This window comes from Streptomyces durhamensis (assembly GCF_000725475.1).
Lineage (GTDB): Bacteria > Actinomycetota > Actinomycetes > Streptomycetales > Streptomycetaceae > Streptomyces > Streptomyces filipinensis.
In genome coordinates, this window is the sequence record NZ_JNXR01000018.1 from 37,510 (window position 1) to 51,544 (window position 14,035).

The 14,035-nt window shown below is 73.1% G+C and carries 12 protein-coding genes; 6 read left to right on the top strand and 6 right to left on the bottom strand.

The annotated features are described in order from the left end of the window. Window positions 1–63: 63 nt before the first annotated feature. Complete coding sequence (gene pdxH, locus IO33_RS0126345; RefSeq protein ID WP_031169310.1) at window positions 64–750, top strand: pyridoxamine 5'-phosphate oxidase; 687 nt, start codon at window positions 64–66, stop codon at window positions 748–750. A gap of 11 nt (window positions 751–761) precedes the next feature. On the opposite strand, the gene IO33_RS0126350 is transcribed toward pdxH, so the two are convergent. Together IO33_RS0126350 and IO33_RS0126355 are read right to left on the bottom strand one after the other, a co-directional pair. Then, window positions 762–2,150: a PAS domain-containing protein gene (locus IO33_RS0126350; protein WP_031169312.1), complete on the bottom strand. Its 1,389-nt coding sequence runs from the start codon at window positions 2,148–2,150 to the stop codon at window positions 762–764. Window positions 2,151–2,572: 422 nt separating this feature from the next. Beyond that, on the bottom strand, window positions 2,573–3,328 hold the full coding sequence (locus tag IO33_RS0126355; RefSeq protein ID WP_031169314.1) for an SIS domain-containing protein: 756 nt from the start codon (window positions 3,326–3,328) through the stop codon (window positions 2,573–2,575). 203 nt (window positions 3,329–3,531) lie between these two features. Here IO33_RS0126355 and IO33_RS0126360 point away from each other — a divergent pair, with 203 nt between their 5' ends. Together IO33_RS0126360 and IO33_RS0126365 are read left to right on the top strand one after the other, a co-directional pair. Continuing rightward, window positions 3,532–4,224 carry an iron-dependent transcriptional repressor DtxR gene (locus IO33_RS0126360; RefSeq protein ID WP_031169316.1) on the top strand — a complete coding sequence of 231 codons (693 nt, stop codon included), beginning with the start codon at window positions 3,532–3,534 and terminating at the stop codon, window positions 4,222–4,224. 320 nt (window positions 4,225–4,544) lie between these two features. Beyond that, entirely contained in the window at window positions 4,545–5,432 is an 888-nt protein-coding gene (locus tag IO33_RS0126365) for an alpha/beta fold hydrolase (protein WP_031169317.1), read from the top strand. 31 nt (window positions 5,433–5,463) lie between these two features. On the opposite strand, the gene IO33_RS0126370 is transcribed toward IO33_RS0126365, so the two are convergent. Genes IO33_RS0126370 through IO33_RS0126380 form a run of 3 tightly spaced genes read right to left on the bottom strand, consistent with a single transcriptional unit; the run spans window position 5,464 to window position 8,540 of the window. Beyond that, window positions 5,464–7,050, bottom strand: coding sequence for a hypothetical protein (locus IO33_RS0126370; RefSeq protein WP_031169319.1), 1,587 nt, complete (start codon window positions 7,048–7,050; stop codon window positions 5,464–5,466). After that, complete coding sequence (locus IO33_RS0126375) at window positions 7,047–7,823, bottom strand: ABC transporter ATP-binding protein (RefSeq protein WP_031169321.1); 777 nt, start codon at window positions 7,821–7,823, stop codon at window positions 7,047–7,049. The genes IO33_RS0126370 and IO33_RS0126375 overlap by 4 nt, the downstream gene beginning before the upstream one ends. A 51-nt stretch (window positions 7,824–7,874) precedes the next feature. Beyond that, a complete protein-coding gene (locus IO33_RS0126380; RefSeq protein ID WP_031169323.1) occupies window positions 7,875–8,540 on the bottom strand; it encodes a bifunctional DNA primase/polymerase in 666 nt (221 codons plus the stop codon). 263 nt (window positions 8,541–8,803) lie between these two features. Here IO33_RS0126380 and IO33_RS0126385 point away from each other — a divergent pair, with 263 nt between their 5' ends. Both IO33_RS0126385 and IO33_RS0126395 read left to right on the top strand, forming a co-directional pair. Then, entirely contained in the window at window positions 8,804–10,189 is a 1,386-nt protein-coding gene (locus IO33_RS0126385) for an NsdA family TPR-like regulatory protein (RefSeq protein WP_031169325.1), read from the top strand. A gap of 209 nt (window positions 10,190–10,398) precedes the next feature. Further along, entirely contained in the window at window positions 10,399–12,030 is a 1,632-nt protein-coding gene (locus IO33_RS0126395) for a hypothetical protein (RefSeq protein ID WP_031169327.1), read from the top strand. Between the two features lie 29 nt (window positions 12,031–12,059). Here IO33_RS0126395 and IO33_RS0126400 read toward each other — a convergent pair whose 3' ends face one another. After that, a complete protein-coding gene (locus IO33_RS0126400) occupies window positions 12,060–13,385 on the bottom strand; it encodes an ABC transporter substrate-binding protein (RefSeq protein ID WP_031169329.1) in 1,326 nt (441 codons plus the stop codon). 117 nt (window positions 13,386–13,502) lie between these two features. Here IO33_RS0126400 and IO33_RS0126405 point away from each other — a divergent pair, with 117 nt between their 5' ends. Then, entirely contained in the window at window positions 13,503–14,003 is a 501-nt protein-coding gene (locus IO33_RS0126405; protein WP_078963901.1) for an SCO4402 family protein, read from the top strand. The last annotated feature ends 32 nt before the right edge of the window (window positions 14,004–14,035 follow it).

Sequence of the window (14,035 nt, forward strand, 5' to 3'; positions counted from 1 at the left end):
CTCAGTGCCAGAGCCTTCGGAGGCCTCCTGGACGCACACAGCGCACGTCGGCAAGATGACCGCGTGACCGACCGCGAACCCCTCCCGGACCCCGTCCTCGACCCTGCGGCCATGCGCAAGCAGTACCGGGCCGAGGGCCTCGCCGAACAGGACCTCGCCACCCACCCCATGGACCAGTTCGCCCGCTGGTTCGAGGACGCCGCCCGGGCGGCCCTGCACGGCACGGTCTACGAACCCAACGCGATGGTCGTCTCCACGGCGGACGCGACAGGCCGCCCCAGCTCACGCACCGTCCTCATGAAGCAGTTCGACACCGAGGGATTCGTCTTCTACACCAACTACGACTCCCGCAAGGCCCGCGACCTCGCCGAGAACCCGCACACCTGCCTGCTCTTCCCCTGGCACCCGCTCGCCCGCCAGGTCATCGTCACCGGCACCGCCCACCGCACCGCCCGCGACGAGACCACCGCCTACTTCCGCAGCCGCCCGCACGGCTCCCAGCTGGGCGCCTGGGCCAGCGCCCAGTCCGCACCCATCGCCTCCCGCGCCGAACTGGACACCGCCTACGCCGACCTGGAGGCCCGCTACCCCGAAGGCGAACAGGTCCCGGTCCCCCCGCACTGGGGCGGCTACCGCATCACCCCGGAGACGATCGAGTTCTGGCAGGGCCGCGAGAACCGCCTCCACGACCGCCTCCGGTACACCCTGCGGCCCGACGGCCGCTGGCAGGTGGAACGCCTCAGCCCCTGACCACCCGAGGCCTACGCGTCCCGCACCGCCCCCGCCAGATCCAGCGCCGCCGCGACCCGCGCCGCCACGTCCTCCGCATAGGCCGCGTCCGACCGCTCGAAACGACTGCGGCCCGCACCGCGCAGGAACGTCACCACGCCCAGCGTCCGCCCCCGGCTGCGCAGCACCACACACAGGGCGTGCACCGCGTCCCCGGGCCACTGCCGGGCCAGCGCCCACTCCCGCGCCCGCTCCGCCGGGACCGACCCGGCGTCCGCGCGAACCGCCCCGGACCGCTCCACACACTGCAGCGCCGGATGACCCGCCTCATAGCGCACCGGCAGCCCGGCCGCGCCCGTGAGCAGGCTCGGCCCCGGCGCCCCGGCGGGCGTCGCCGCCAGCCGCACCAGCCGTACGGCCCCCTCCTCGCCCGCCGAACGCGGGGGCGGCAGCACACGGTCGATCAACGCGTGATCCGCGAACCCCGCCAGGGCGAAGTCCAGATGGACGGTGGCCGCCTCGGCCGGATCCTCGCACTCGGCGGCGGCACGCGCGGCCCGGTGCAGCTGGTTGGTACGGAACCGCAGCAGGGCCGCCTCCTGCTCACCCTGCTTGGCCTCCGTGACGTCCTGGAACAGCCAGCCGACCCCCAGCGGCACCGGCTCCTCCGCCAGCGGCGAGGCCAGCCGCACGAACCCGTTCCGCCAGCAGCGCCGCTTCTCGCCCTCCGAGGCTCGCACCGCCACCCACATCTCGGCCGGCGCGGGCGGCGCACCCTCGGCCAGCACATGCGTGAGCGCGGCCTCCAGCTCCTCCACACCCTGCGCGAGCAGCTCACCGAGCGGCCTGCCCAGCGCCGACGTACGCCCGATCCCGAGGACCCGGGCCGCGTACGCGTTGACCACGGCGGGCCGCAGATCGGCGTCGATCAGCACGACCCCCCAGGCCGCGTCCTCGAACAGCGCCTCGCTCAACGCGATCGACCGCTCCAGATCGATCTGCGCGTGCACCTCGCTGAACGCGCAGTACAGCCCGGCCGGCTTCCCCTCCGGCCCGCGCACGGCGGCGGACTGCGTGCGCACCAGCACCCGCCCGCCGTCCTTCGTGACCAGCGCGAACTCATGCACCTGCCGCCCGGGCGCATGCATCGCCGACATCAGCCGGGCCTGCACCTCCTCGGCGTCGGCGCTGCGCACCGCCCACCCGGCGAACCCGTGCCGCCCCACCGCCTCGGCGGCCGTCCACCCCAGGATCCGCTCGGCCTCACGGTTCCAGTGCGTGACGACCCCGTCGGCGTCGAAGGCGCACAGCGCCGCGTCCATGCCGTCGAGCAGCGCGGCGAGCAGGTCGGACCCCCCGGACTCACCGGGCTCGTCCGGCCCCAGCTCATCGGTGGTCCCACTCCGCCGGGAAGCACTCACCTGGACCCCCTGGAGGCTGCGTCGGCGCGCATCCGGCGCGCGGTTCGCTCACTGCCCTTCATTCAACTCGAACGTGACCCAGCCCACATCCTGTTCCCGCAAGATTGAGGGAATCGATGCGCACCAAAAACGCGCGCCGAAAAAAAGAGGTTGAGCGCCTCCCGGCGGCTTCCTAGGCTGTGGGGTACACGAGAAGGGAGGTGGTTCGGCAGATGTATGAGAACCGGACGCGTGAGGTGGCTGCGGGCTAGCGGTCCGCCACCACATCCAGTGCGGTGCCGGACCAGCGCGTAAAGGCGTGCAGCCGGCCCAATCCCAGCAGTCACCCGACCCGCGAGCTCGCCGGTACGTCCGGCCGGCTTCTTCGCCGAGAGGCTAAGGACCCGAGCTCGCGGGTCGTCTGCGTTTGCGGGGGCCGCGGTTCAGCGGCGGTAGAAGATCCGGTCCCCGTACTCCTCCAGGACGCGGGCGTTCCACTCGTGGCCGCCGTCGACGTTGCCGGAGCGCAGGAGCGGGGGTTCGATGCCGCGGTCGGCGAGGGTGGCGGCGGTGGTGGCCAGGACGGCCTGCATCAGGGCGGTGGTGACGACCGTGGAGGCGGGGGCGAAGGGTGCCGGGATGGTGTCCAGGGTGAGTTCCGCGTCGCCGACGGCGATCTTGGAGTCGAGGACGATGTCGCAGTGGTCCTTGAGGAAGGTGCCGGAGCTGTGCCGGGACGTGGTCTGTGCGGCGTAGGCGACCGAGGTGACGCCGATGACCCGGACGCCGTGGGCGCGGGCGTTGAGGGCCATCTCCACGGGCAGTGCGTTGCGGCCGGAGAGGGAGATGATCACCAGGGCGTCGCCCGGGCGGACGGGTGAGGTGTCGAGGACGGCGCTCGCGAGTCCGTCGACGCGTTCGAGGGCGGAGCCGAGGGTGGCGGGGGTGACGTCGACGCCGACGACGCCGGGGACGGCGAGCAGGTTCATCAGGGCGAGGCCGCCGGCCCGGTAGACGACGTCCTGGGCGGCCAGCGAGGAGTGCCCGGCTCCGAAGGCGAACAGGCGGCCGCCGGCGGCGACGGTGTCGGCGAGCAGGGTGGCGGCCGCGGTGATCGGCTCGGCCTCCTCCTCGCGGACCCGTCGCAGCAGGGTGACGGCGGCGTCGAAGAACAGGTCGGCAGGCGTGCCGTCGCTCATGCGGTGCCCCTTCGCAGCGTCTGTGTCGCGGATCACCGTGCGGTCTGGACCAGTGCGGTGTCAATACGGCGCGGCGCGGCCGGCGGCTCCCCGGTGGACGTCCGTTTTCGCCGCGGCCCCCAGATGTCAGTGGGATCCGGCAGAATTGATGCCAGGGCCAGCGCACGCGCCGGGCTGCCGGCAGAGGTAATCGAGGGGCACGTATGTCCGGACTGATCGACACCACGGAGATGTATCTCCGCACCATCCTCGAACTCGAAGAGGAAGGCGTCGTCCCCATGCGCGCCCGCATCGCGGAGCGGCTGGACCAGAGCGGGCCGACGGTCAGCCAGACGGTGGCGCGCATGGAGCGCGACGGTCTGGTGTCCGTGGCCAGCGACCGGCACCTGGAGCTGACGGACGAGGGCCGTCGGCTGGCGACGCGCGTGATGCGCAAGCACCGGCTGGCCGAGTGTCTTCTCGTCGATGTGATCGGCCTGGAGTGGGAGCAGGTGCACGCGGAGGCCTGCCGCTGGGAGCACGTGATGAGCGAGGCCGTCGAGCGGCGCGTGCTGGAGCTGCTGCGGCACCCCACCGAGTCGCCGTACGGCAACCCGATCCCGGGGCTTGAGGAGCTGGGCGAGAAGGACGGGGCCGACCCGTTCCTGGACGAGAGCATGGTCTCGCTGGCCGACCTGGATCCGGGCACGGACGGCAAGACGGTCGTGGTCCGCCGGATCGGCGAGCCGATCCAGACGGACGCGCAGCTGATGTACACGCTGCGGCGTGCGGGTGTGCAGCCCGGCTCCGTGGTGAGTGTGACGGAGTCGGCCGGCGGTGTGCTGGTGGGCAGTGGCGGCGAGGCGGCCGAGCTGGAGGCGGATGTCGCCTCGCATGTGTTCGTCGCCAAGCGCTGAGCATGAGAGGGCCCCGGCGCCTTGTGGCGCCGGGGCCTGTCCTCCCCTGTGCTGACCCGGAGCCCCGAGCTCTCAGGGTCATCCCCCTCGGACCGTTTTTCCCCGAGCGGTCCGCCTCCCGCCAGAAAAGATCCCCTGGGCGGCGGCGATCATTCCTGGAGGGGTGTCACTCGAATGAGGGGTGTTGTCCGCAGAGACAGATCTTTCGAATGGGTATTCGATAGTCTGCGGCGGCAGTACGACAGCGACAGCAGCGAGTACGAGTACGAGTACGGCAGTACACCGGTACGAGGCAGGCGGAGCTGGGGGGTGCCAGGCCGATGGCGCGGCGTATGGACGTGACGGGAGCGGGCGGTGTGCGCCTGGCCGCCTGGGAGTTCGCCGATCCGCCCAAGACGGGGTTCGACGGCCCGGACGGCAGGGCGGACCCCGGGCCCGGCGGTCCGGGCGTGCTGTTACTCCACGGTCTGATGGGCCGGGCCTCCCACTGGGCCTCGACCGCCCGCTGGCTCGCCGCACGCCACCGCGCGGTCGCCCTCGACCAGCGCGGCCACGGGCAGAGCGAGAAGCCCCCGCAGGCGGCCTGGACCCGTGAGGCCTATGTCGACGACGCCGAGGCCGCGGTGGAGCAGCTCGGTCTCGCCCCCGTGGTGCTCATCGGCCACGCGATGGGCGCGCTGACCGCCTGGCAGCTCGCCGCGAGGCGCCCGGAACTGGTGCGGGGCCTCATCATCTGTGACATGCGGGCCTCCGCGCTGGGGGCCGCCTCGCAGCGGGAGTGGGCGGACTGGTTCAGGGCGTGGCCCCTTCCCTTCGCGACGCTCGCCGACGTCCGCAAGTGGTTCGGTGAGGACGATCCGTGGGTGGAGCGGCCGAACCCGGCGCGCGGGGAGTACTACGCCGAGGTGATGCACGAGTGCGCCGACGGCTGGCGCCCCGTCTTCGAGCCGGAGCAGATGCTCAGGTCCCGGGAGACCTGGGTGTACGACGCGCACTGGGAGGAGCTGGCCCAGGTGCGGTGCCCGGCGCTGGTCGTGCGGGGGCTGGACGGGGAGCTGGGGCGGGCGGAGGCGCAGGAGATGGTGCGGGTGCTGCCGGCGGGGCAGTACGCGGAGGTTCCTGATGCCGGTCACCTCGCGCATTACGACATGCCGGGGGCTTGGCGGGAGGCCGTGCAGCCGTTTCTTGACCGGGTGCTCGGGGACTGAGGGCGTCTTCCCCGCGCCCTGGGGGCCGCGCTCACCCCTTGCTGACGGCGGTCAGGATCTCCGGGAGACGGGCCGCCGTTCGCGGAGCGGCCAGGCGCAGGCCCGCCAGGGTCAGCCCCGTGCCGTACGCTGCCCCGGCCGGCAGCAGCAGCCATCTCCACCCCGCCCCGTCCGCGCTCATGTGGAGCCAGACGGTGAGGGCGATGACGGGGGAGCAGAGCAGGGCCGCTGCGATCATGCCGCCGAAGATGGAGATCCAGGCGAGGCCGGCCTGGCCCGGGGCGACGTTCTTGTGGCCCTCCTGGGGGATGGAGTAGGGGAAGCGGGCCGACGTCCAGGCGCCGGTCGCGAGCATCGCCCCGAGCAGCGCCAAGGACAGCCCGAGGACCTCCGGCAGCCGCTCCCAGGTGCCCAGCAGCGCCGTCGTCAGCACCGTCACGAGTGCCGCGTAGGGCAGGGTGACCAGGAGCAGGGCCAGGGCCCGGCCGCGCAGCTCGGCGTAGGCGTCCCGGGGCGCGGAGATGGTCGTGGCCACCATCCAGAACGCGGAGGTGTCCTGCCCGAACTGGTTGTACATCTGGATGCCGAGCATCCCGGCCGCGAAGCACGCGAAGTAGACCGACCCGGTGCCCTGTACCGCGTTGAACACCGGCACGATCAGCCCGATCGCCAGCGCGGCGACCCAGGCGGCCTTGGTCTTCGGGTCCCGCCAGATGTAGCGCAGGCTCCGTTCCATGACCGTGCCCGTGCGGCCTCGCGGCAGCAGCCGGCCGAGACCGGCGGCCGGGCGGCCGCGGCTTGCGGTGTCGGCCGGCGGCAGTGTGGACGCGTCGGGCGCGGTCATCAGCCGGGTGAGGCTCCGCGCCCAGAGGGTGATCAGTGCCGCCAGCCCGGCGGCGGTCACGGCGAGTTGGGCGGCGGCGACGCCGTACGATCCCTCGCTCGCCGCGCGTACCGCCGCCACCGCGGACGCCGGCGGCACCCAGGCCAGCACGTCCGCGACCGGCTGCAGGGGCCGCAGGCCGGCCGAACCCAGCCGCTGCGCGCCGAAGTTGACCAGCTGTGCCCCGACGGCGATCACCAGCCCGCTCAGGACGGCCAGATCGCGGCCCTTCCTGCTGCTCAGCAGCCGTACGTTGGCCGTGGCGACGGCCCGTGCCAGTGCCACGCAGACCAGCAGGGCGAGGACGACGGCGGCGACGGCGCACAGGTACCCGGCGGGGCCGTGCGCCAGGGACAGTGCGCAGCCCGCGAGGACGAGCAGCGTGAACAGCGGGCCGGTGCCGACCAGGGAGGCCGCGAGCAGCGCCCGGACCAGCGGCCGGGGGCGCAGCGGAAGCATCACCAGCCGGGTCGGGTCCAGCGTCTCGTCGCCGGTCGGGAAGAACAGCGGCAGCACCGCCCAGCCCAGCGCCAGCAGGGCCGTCCCCGGTACGGCGACGGCCTCGGCGTGCGGATGCCCGTGCAGCGCGAGCAGTCCGAGCAGTTGCAGCAGGGCGAACAGGACCGTGACGACCGCCGAGGCGACGAACGCGGCCCGCCGGCCCCCGGACTGCCGCAGTCCGTTGTGCAGCAGGGACAGTTTCAGCCGTACGAGGGTGGCGGTGAGGTTCGTCATCGGGCCGCCCCGCCGCCCAGCCAGTCCAGATCGGACCCGGTGTCCCGGCCGCTCGCCCCGACCAGTTCCAGGAACGCCCCCTGGAGGGTCGGATGCGCGCCGCGGACCTCGGCCAGCGGGCCGGTGGCGCGGATCCGCCCGGCCGCCATCACCGCGACCCAGTCGCACAGCGACTCGACCAGCTCCATGACGTGGGAGGAGAAGACGACGGTGGCGCCGGAGGCCGTGTACCGCTCCAGGACGCCCCGGATGGTCTGCGCGGACACCGGGTCGACACCCTCGAAGGGCTCGTCGAGGAAGAGGACGTCGGGGTTGTGCAGGAGGGCGGCGGCGAGTCCGATCTTCTTGCGCATGCCGGTCGAGTAGTCGACGACGAGTTTGTGCTGGGCGCCGGCCAGGCCGAGGACGTCCAGCAGCTGGGTGGCCCGTTTGTCGACCTCGGCTCCCGGCAGCCCGCGCAGCCGCCCCGCGTATCCGAGCAACTCCCGCCCCGACAGCCGCTCGAACAGCCTCAGCCCCTCCGGCAGCACCCCGATCCGTGCCTTGACGGCCACCGGGTCCCGCCACACGTCGTGCCCGACGACCTCCACGGTCCCGTCATCGGGCCGCAGCAGCCCGGTCACCATGGAGAGGGTGGTGGTCTTCCCGGCCCCGTTCGGGCCGACCAGCCCGATGAACTTCCCGGCGGGCAGGGCGAGATCGATGCCGCCGACGGCGACCTGCTGCCCGAACCGCTTCCAGAGCCCCCGCACCCGTACTGCCACATCGGTCATGCATGAAGGCTACGGCGCGGGCGGCGGACCGGGTTCACGCGGCGGAAACGGCTACCGGTCCCGGCCGCACGCGTACGCGAGCGGCGAGATCAACTCCTCCGCGTCCGGCAGCCACCGGTTCGCCGGCGTGGGCCGGCAGGCCCACTGGACAGCCCCACGAGAGCCGAACCGCGTGGGGGGAGCGGCCACATACGCTCCCTCGCCGAGGGCGACCAGATCCAGGGACGAGAGCGTCCACCCCAGCTTCCGTACCCGATCGGGCACCTTCGCGGACGCCCCCGGCAGGACGAAGAAGTTCATCCGCCGGTCCGGGCTCAGCGTGACCGGGCCCAGGGTCAACTGCATCCGCTCCATCCGGGCGAGAGCCAGGAACCCCGCGCTCTCCGGGACGGACAGCGCGTCGAACGTCCGCCCCGTCGGCAGCAGGATCGACGCCGTCGGCTGCTTCTGCCACATCCGGCGGGCGACGGTCGCGCTGCCGGTCGCCTGCGTGGCCCAGTCGGGGCGCGCGGGGTGCGCACCCGGCGCAGGGCAGGAGGCATCGCCGCACGAGCAGCGCTGCTGGCCGGCGACCGCTTCCAGGCAGGTGCCCGGGAACACGTCCCAGTGGCGTTCCTCGGCGTAGCGTACGGCGGTCTCCAGCAGCGATTCCCTGCGCTGCTGCGGAATCTGGCCGGCAATCTGAGTGTTTCGGGCGCCCGCGATCGTCTCTTCCACGTCCCTCTCAACTCCCGCGTCCACCTGGAGTTACGGCTGCGGTGCGCGCGGGGGCGGAGCATCGGTTCCGCAGTCGGGGCGCATGGGTGCACGGGTGGGGGCGCGCGGGAGGAGGCACGGCCTGGGCTGGGTAGCCAGGGAGGGGGTTGGCAGCCGTCGTTACCCCGGCAAACGGCACATGTCGCGCATTGACGGTATGTCAGCTGGGCAGTGATCTTTCCGGAACGGTCACGTCCAGGGGATCGCAACGCAGGGGGTAGCACATGGCCGCAAGGCCTCTCGTGGCGAGGCAGCCGAACGAACGGCTGCAGGCACTCATCCAGGAAGCGGGGTGCTCGAACGCCGGGCTGGCCCGGCGGGTCAACATGTGCGGCGCCGAGCACGGCCTCGACCTGCGCTACGACAAGACGTCCGTGGCCCGCTGGCTGCGCGGCCAGCAGCCCCGGGGCCGGGCCCCGGCGATCATCGCGGAGGCGCTCGGGCGCAAGCTCGGCCGTACGGTCACGATCGACGAGATCGGCATGGCCAACGGCAAGAACCTGGCCTCGGGGGTCGGTCTCCAGTTCTCGCCGACGGTACTGGGGGCCATCGAGCAGGTCTGCGAGCTGTGGCGCAGCGACGTGGGCCGGCGGGACTTCCTGTCCGGCTCCTCCGTCGCCGCCTCCGCGCTGGTCGAGCCCAGCCGCGACTGGCTGATCTCGGTGCCGGACGCCCAGGTGAGCCGGCAGGCCGGTCCGCGCGTGGGGCAGGCCGACGTGGCGGCCGTACGGTCCATGACGCAGGCGCTGACCGATCTCGACCACCAGTACGGCAGCGGGCACGTCCGCCCGGTCGTCGTGCACTACCTCAACAGCGTCGTGTCCGGGCTGCTCGCGGGCTCGTACCGGGAGACGGTCGGGCGGGACCTCTTCGCGGCCGTGTCCCGGCTGACCGAGCTGGCGGGCTACATGGCGGTGGACACCGGGCAACCGGGGCTGGCCCAGCGGTACTACATCCAGTCGCTGCGGCTGGCGCAGGCCGCCGGGGACCGCGGGTACGGCGGTTACGTCCTGGCCGCGTCCATGAGCCACCTCGCCGCGCAGCTCGGGAACCCGCGTGAGATCTCCCAGCTGGCGCGGGCCGCGCAGGAGGGGGCGCGGGGGCAGGTGACCCCGCGTGCGGAGGCGATGTTCCACGCGGCCGAGGCGCGCGGGCACGCCCTGCTCGGCGACACCCGCGCGGCCCAGGCGTCCGTCGGGCGGGCGGTGACGGCGATGGAGCAGGCCGACGGCTCCCGTGACGACGACCCGGTGTGGATCCGGCACTTCGACGAGGCGTATCTCGCCGACGAGCTGGCGCACTGTCACCGCGACCTCGGGCAGGCCGAGCAGGCGGCCCGGTACGCCGAGCAGTCGCTGGCCGGGCATCCGGAGACCCGGACCCGCCGGCGCGCCATCGGCTATGTGCTGCTGGCCACGGCCCAGGTGCAGCAGCGGGAGATCGAACAGGCCTGCAGCACGGGTGTGAAGGCGGTGGAGCTGCTGGAGTCGCTGCGCTCCCACCGGGGAGCGGAGTACCTGGAGGATCTGCAGCAGCGCCTGGAACCCTTCCGGGAGGAGGCGGTGGTACGGGAGTTCGGGGCGCGCCTCGATCTCCAGCAGGCGGCGTGAACACCGGTCCCGCGGTCGCGTGAACGCATGGCGAACGGCACCCGGCGGCGGGGAGGGACGCCCTGTACGTGCCATGCAGCGCTCCGCGGGACGGCTGTGTTACCGGTGTCACAGGGAAGAAGATCGCGCCCTGAGCTGCGTGGCACCCGGCTCGGGGGACCCGGTAGCGTGAGCCCGATTCACAAGGTCCCCCATTAGTAGGAGTCCCGGTGACGCAGAGTGGACGGGGCGAGGAGCCCTCGGCGCGGCCCGCGCACGAAGGCATCGTGCTGCCCTCCGACGGAGGCGAGCCCTTGCTGCCCGGCATGACCGGCCCGCCCGCCCCCGCCGCGCCGGCCGGCGGTCAGGCCTGGGGCGGTTCCTGGGGGCCCGGACAGCAGGCGCCCCAGCAGGACCAGGGCTGGCCCCCGGCGGCGGCCCAGCAGTGGCACACCCCCGACGCCCCGCACCAGCAGCTCCCCGCCGCGAACCCCGGCCCGCTGCCCCCGGAGGGCGCACCGGCTCAGGCGTACGCCGGCCAGCCGTCGTACGACCACCAGGGCGGCTACGGCGCCGGCCCGCAGCCCGGCTACGGCACCCCCGATCCGTACCAGCAGCCGCACCACCCGCAGCCGCCGGCGGCCGCGCCGCTTCCGCCGGCCGTGCCGGACGCCTACCCGGCGGCCCCCGCCCCGCTGCCCCCGACGGCCGACGGTGCCACGCAGTACATACCGCCGGTCCCGGCCGCCCCCGCCGACGAGGGTGCGACGCAGTACATCCCGCCCGTCCAGGCGGCCGGCGCCGAGGGCGCCACCCAGTACCTGCCGCCGGTGCCGGCCGCGGCGGACGAGGGCGCGACCCAGTACATCCCCCCGGTGGCCCCCGGCGCGCTGCCGCCCGAGTCGGGCGCCGAGGAGACGCGGTACCTCGGCCAGGTGCCCCGGCAGCAGACGCCGCCCGCGCCGTCCGACGCGGAGGCCACCCAGTACATCCCGCCGTACGCCGCGCAGGCGCAGGGCGCGGACCGGCAGCCGCCGTCCGAGTTCGACAACCTCTTCCGCGGCGGCCCGGCGGGCGGTGACGGCCCGGCCGGCTCCACCCAGCAGATGCCGCGCGTCCAGCAGCCGGACGCCTACCCGGGCCCGGCGCAGGCGTCGTACAGCCCGCAGCAGCCCTCCTACGGCGCGAACCAGCCGTCGTACGACCCCGGGTACGACGACGACCGGCCCCGCGGCCGGTCGCGGGTGCCGATGATCGCCGCCATCGGTGTCGGCCTCGTCGTCGTCGGCGTGGGGGCCGGCGTGCTGCTCAGCGGCGGGGGCGACAAGAGCCAGGGCAACGACGGCAAGACGGTCGCGGCCACCTCCCCGGCTCCCGGCCAGGGCTCCTCCGCGCCCGCCGCCGACCCGGCCCGGCAGCAGGCGGTCGCGCTGGACAAGCTGCTCGCCGACAGCGGCAGCAGCCGCGCCTCGGTGATCAACGCGGTGGGCGACGTCAGGCGCTGCGACAACCTGGACCAGGCCGCCTCCGACCTGCGCGACGCGGCCAAGCAGCGCAACGGGCTGGTCACCCGGCTCGGCGGGCTGAGCGTCGACAAGCTGCCGGCCAACGGTGATCTCACCGCCGCGCTCACCAAGGCCTGGCAGGCGTCCGCCGCGGCGGACGACCACTACGCGGCCTGGGCCGACCAGGCCAAGGGCCGCAAGGTCTGCCGCAAGGGCCACGCCCGCGTCACGGGCGAGACCCAGGCCGCCAACCGGGAGAGCAACACCGCCAGCGCGCAGAAGGTGAAGGCGGCGGCGCTGTGGAACGCGATCGCCCGGAAGTACGGCCTGACCCTGCGCCAGCCCACCCAGCTGTGACCGGGGCGTGAGGGACGCGCCGGCGGGGGTCACACCACGTCGGCGCTCTCCAGCGTGCGCGTCATGTCGGTGATGCCGTCGAGGCCGCCGCGGCCCCTGCGGGCCGCGACCAGCTTGCCGTCCTGGACCACCTGGAGGGTGACGTCGGCGTTGACCATCCGCGGGAAGCCGACCGCGGCCAGCTTGCCCTCGTAGGGCCAGTGCAGGGTCGGGGTGAGACCGCCGGTGGAGACGCGCAGGCCGTCGTCGAGGGTGTGCCGCACGCTGTCGGCGCTCACCTCGCCGGTGCCTATCTTCTCCACGGCGGCCCTCAGCACGGTGTAGGCGATCCAGGTGGTCTGCACTCCGGCGTCCGCGGGGTCGATGCGGTTGTCGCCGAAGGCCTCCTCGTTGATCACCTTCTTCATCGGGTCCCACCGGGCGTCGGACGCCGGCGGGTACCAGCCGGTGATGTACGCCCCTTCGTACGGTCCGGACGCACCGCCGGTGGCGTTGATCACGGTCTGGTCGACGCTGCCGAGCACGGTCCCGAGCCGTACCCCGGGGAAGGTCTCGCGAGCCCGCCGGAAGGAGTCCATGAAGGTGTCGGTGCGGTCGCCGAGCGCGGGCACGACACAGCCCTTCTTCAGCACGTCCTTGGTGGCGTAGCGCAGCGCCTGGTCGGCCTGGTCGCCGTACTCGGTGGCGTCCTCGGCGGCCAGGTGGTCGCCCGCCTGCGCGTGTCTGCCCGCCTTCAGGCCGGAGTCGAGCAGGGCGGGCAGTTCGTCGCCGGCGATGCTGTCCGGGCGGATCAGGGCGACGTTGCCGCAGGTGGCGGCGAGAGCCTGGCCGAGACCGGCGAGCAGGGCCGGCTGGCCGCCGTTGACCGGGTACGACATCTGGCCGGTGAACTCGTCGTTGGTGACCCCGTAGCCGCCGATGTAGGGGATGCCGGCGCCTTCGAGCGGGGCGAGGTAGGAGTCGCCGAACTGGCTGTAGGAGCCGACGACCGCGACCACCTTCTCGGCGGCCGCGCGCCGCGCGCACTTCGCGGCGCCCACGCTGTCGTTGTTGTCGTTGCAGGTCAGGACCTGGAGCTTGTGGCCGTCGAGGCCGCCGTGCGTGTTGATCCACTTGGCGTAGGCGAGGGCCATCGCGGGCATGCCCGGCTTGTTGGTCGCGTCGGTGTCCTGCGGGGCCCAGGTCATGACCTTGACCGTGTCGTCCCCGGTGCCCCCCGTGACACCGGGGACGACCCCGCACCCGGCGGTGAGCGACGCACACAGGGCCACGGCGCCGGCGGACAGCGCGGTGGCTCTGCCGGGGCGGAAGGTCGGGTGGAGGAAGGTACTAGCGGTGCGTCGCCTGCCGGTCATGCACATGCACGATTCCCTCACACCGCTAACCGGGGAGTGACCTCGGGTCAACGAAGAGTGACATCCAGGTGAATTACAGGGGGTGGTGAGGCTGGTGTGACAGGGAACGTACGATCGATGACCGTGCAAGGTTCGGAGAACTCTTCCCGTCGCGGCCGTCGCTCCTTCACCATGGGCGGCATGCCCCTAAGCGACATGCCATGGTGGCGCTGGCGCAGCAATGTGCGCTCGGCGCTGCACATGCTCTCCGATCCGGTGTTCCAGCGGGACGTCTGGCTGGCGGGCGTGGACGGGTACGGCGACGTCACCGACGCCGTGTACCGGCTGGTGGAGGACACCTGGCTGGACAACTGGTCCGCGGAGAAGTACGTCGGCACGATCTTCCGGGACTCCCAGGAGGCGGCGCTGGTGGACACCGCCGTCCTGCGGGTGCTGCGGATCATGCACCAGGTCGGCCCGGACGCGCCGGTCTCCGCGTACCTCGACCACGAGGGGTGGCCGGAAGCGGTGCGGGCGGCGCGGGACGCGCACACACGCCTCGCGGCGAGTGACGGCGACGATCCGGACACGCCGCCGAAGAGTCTGGAAGTGCTGCGGATTCTGACGCGAACCGCGTAGGCGCGGCGCCGATGCGGTGTGCGAACCTGTAG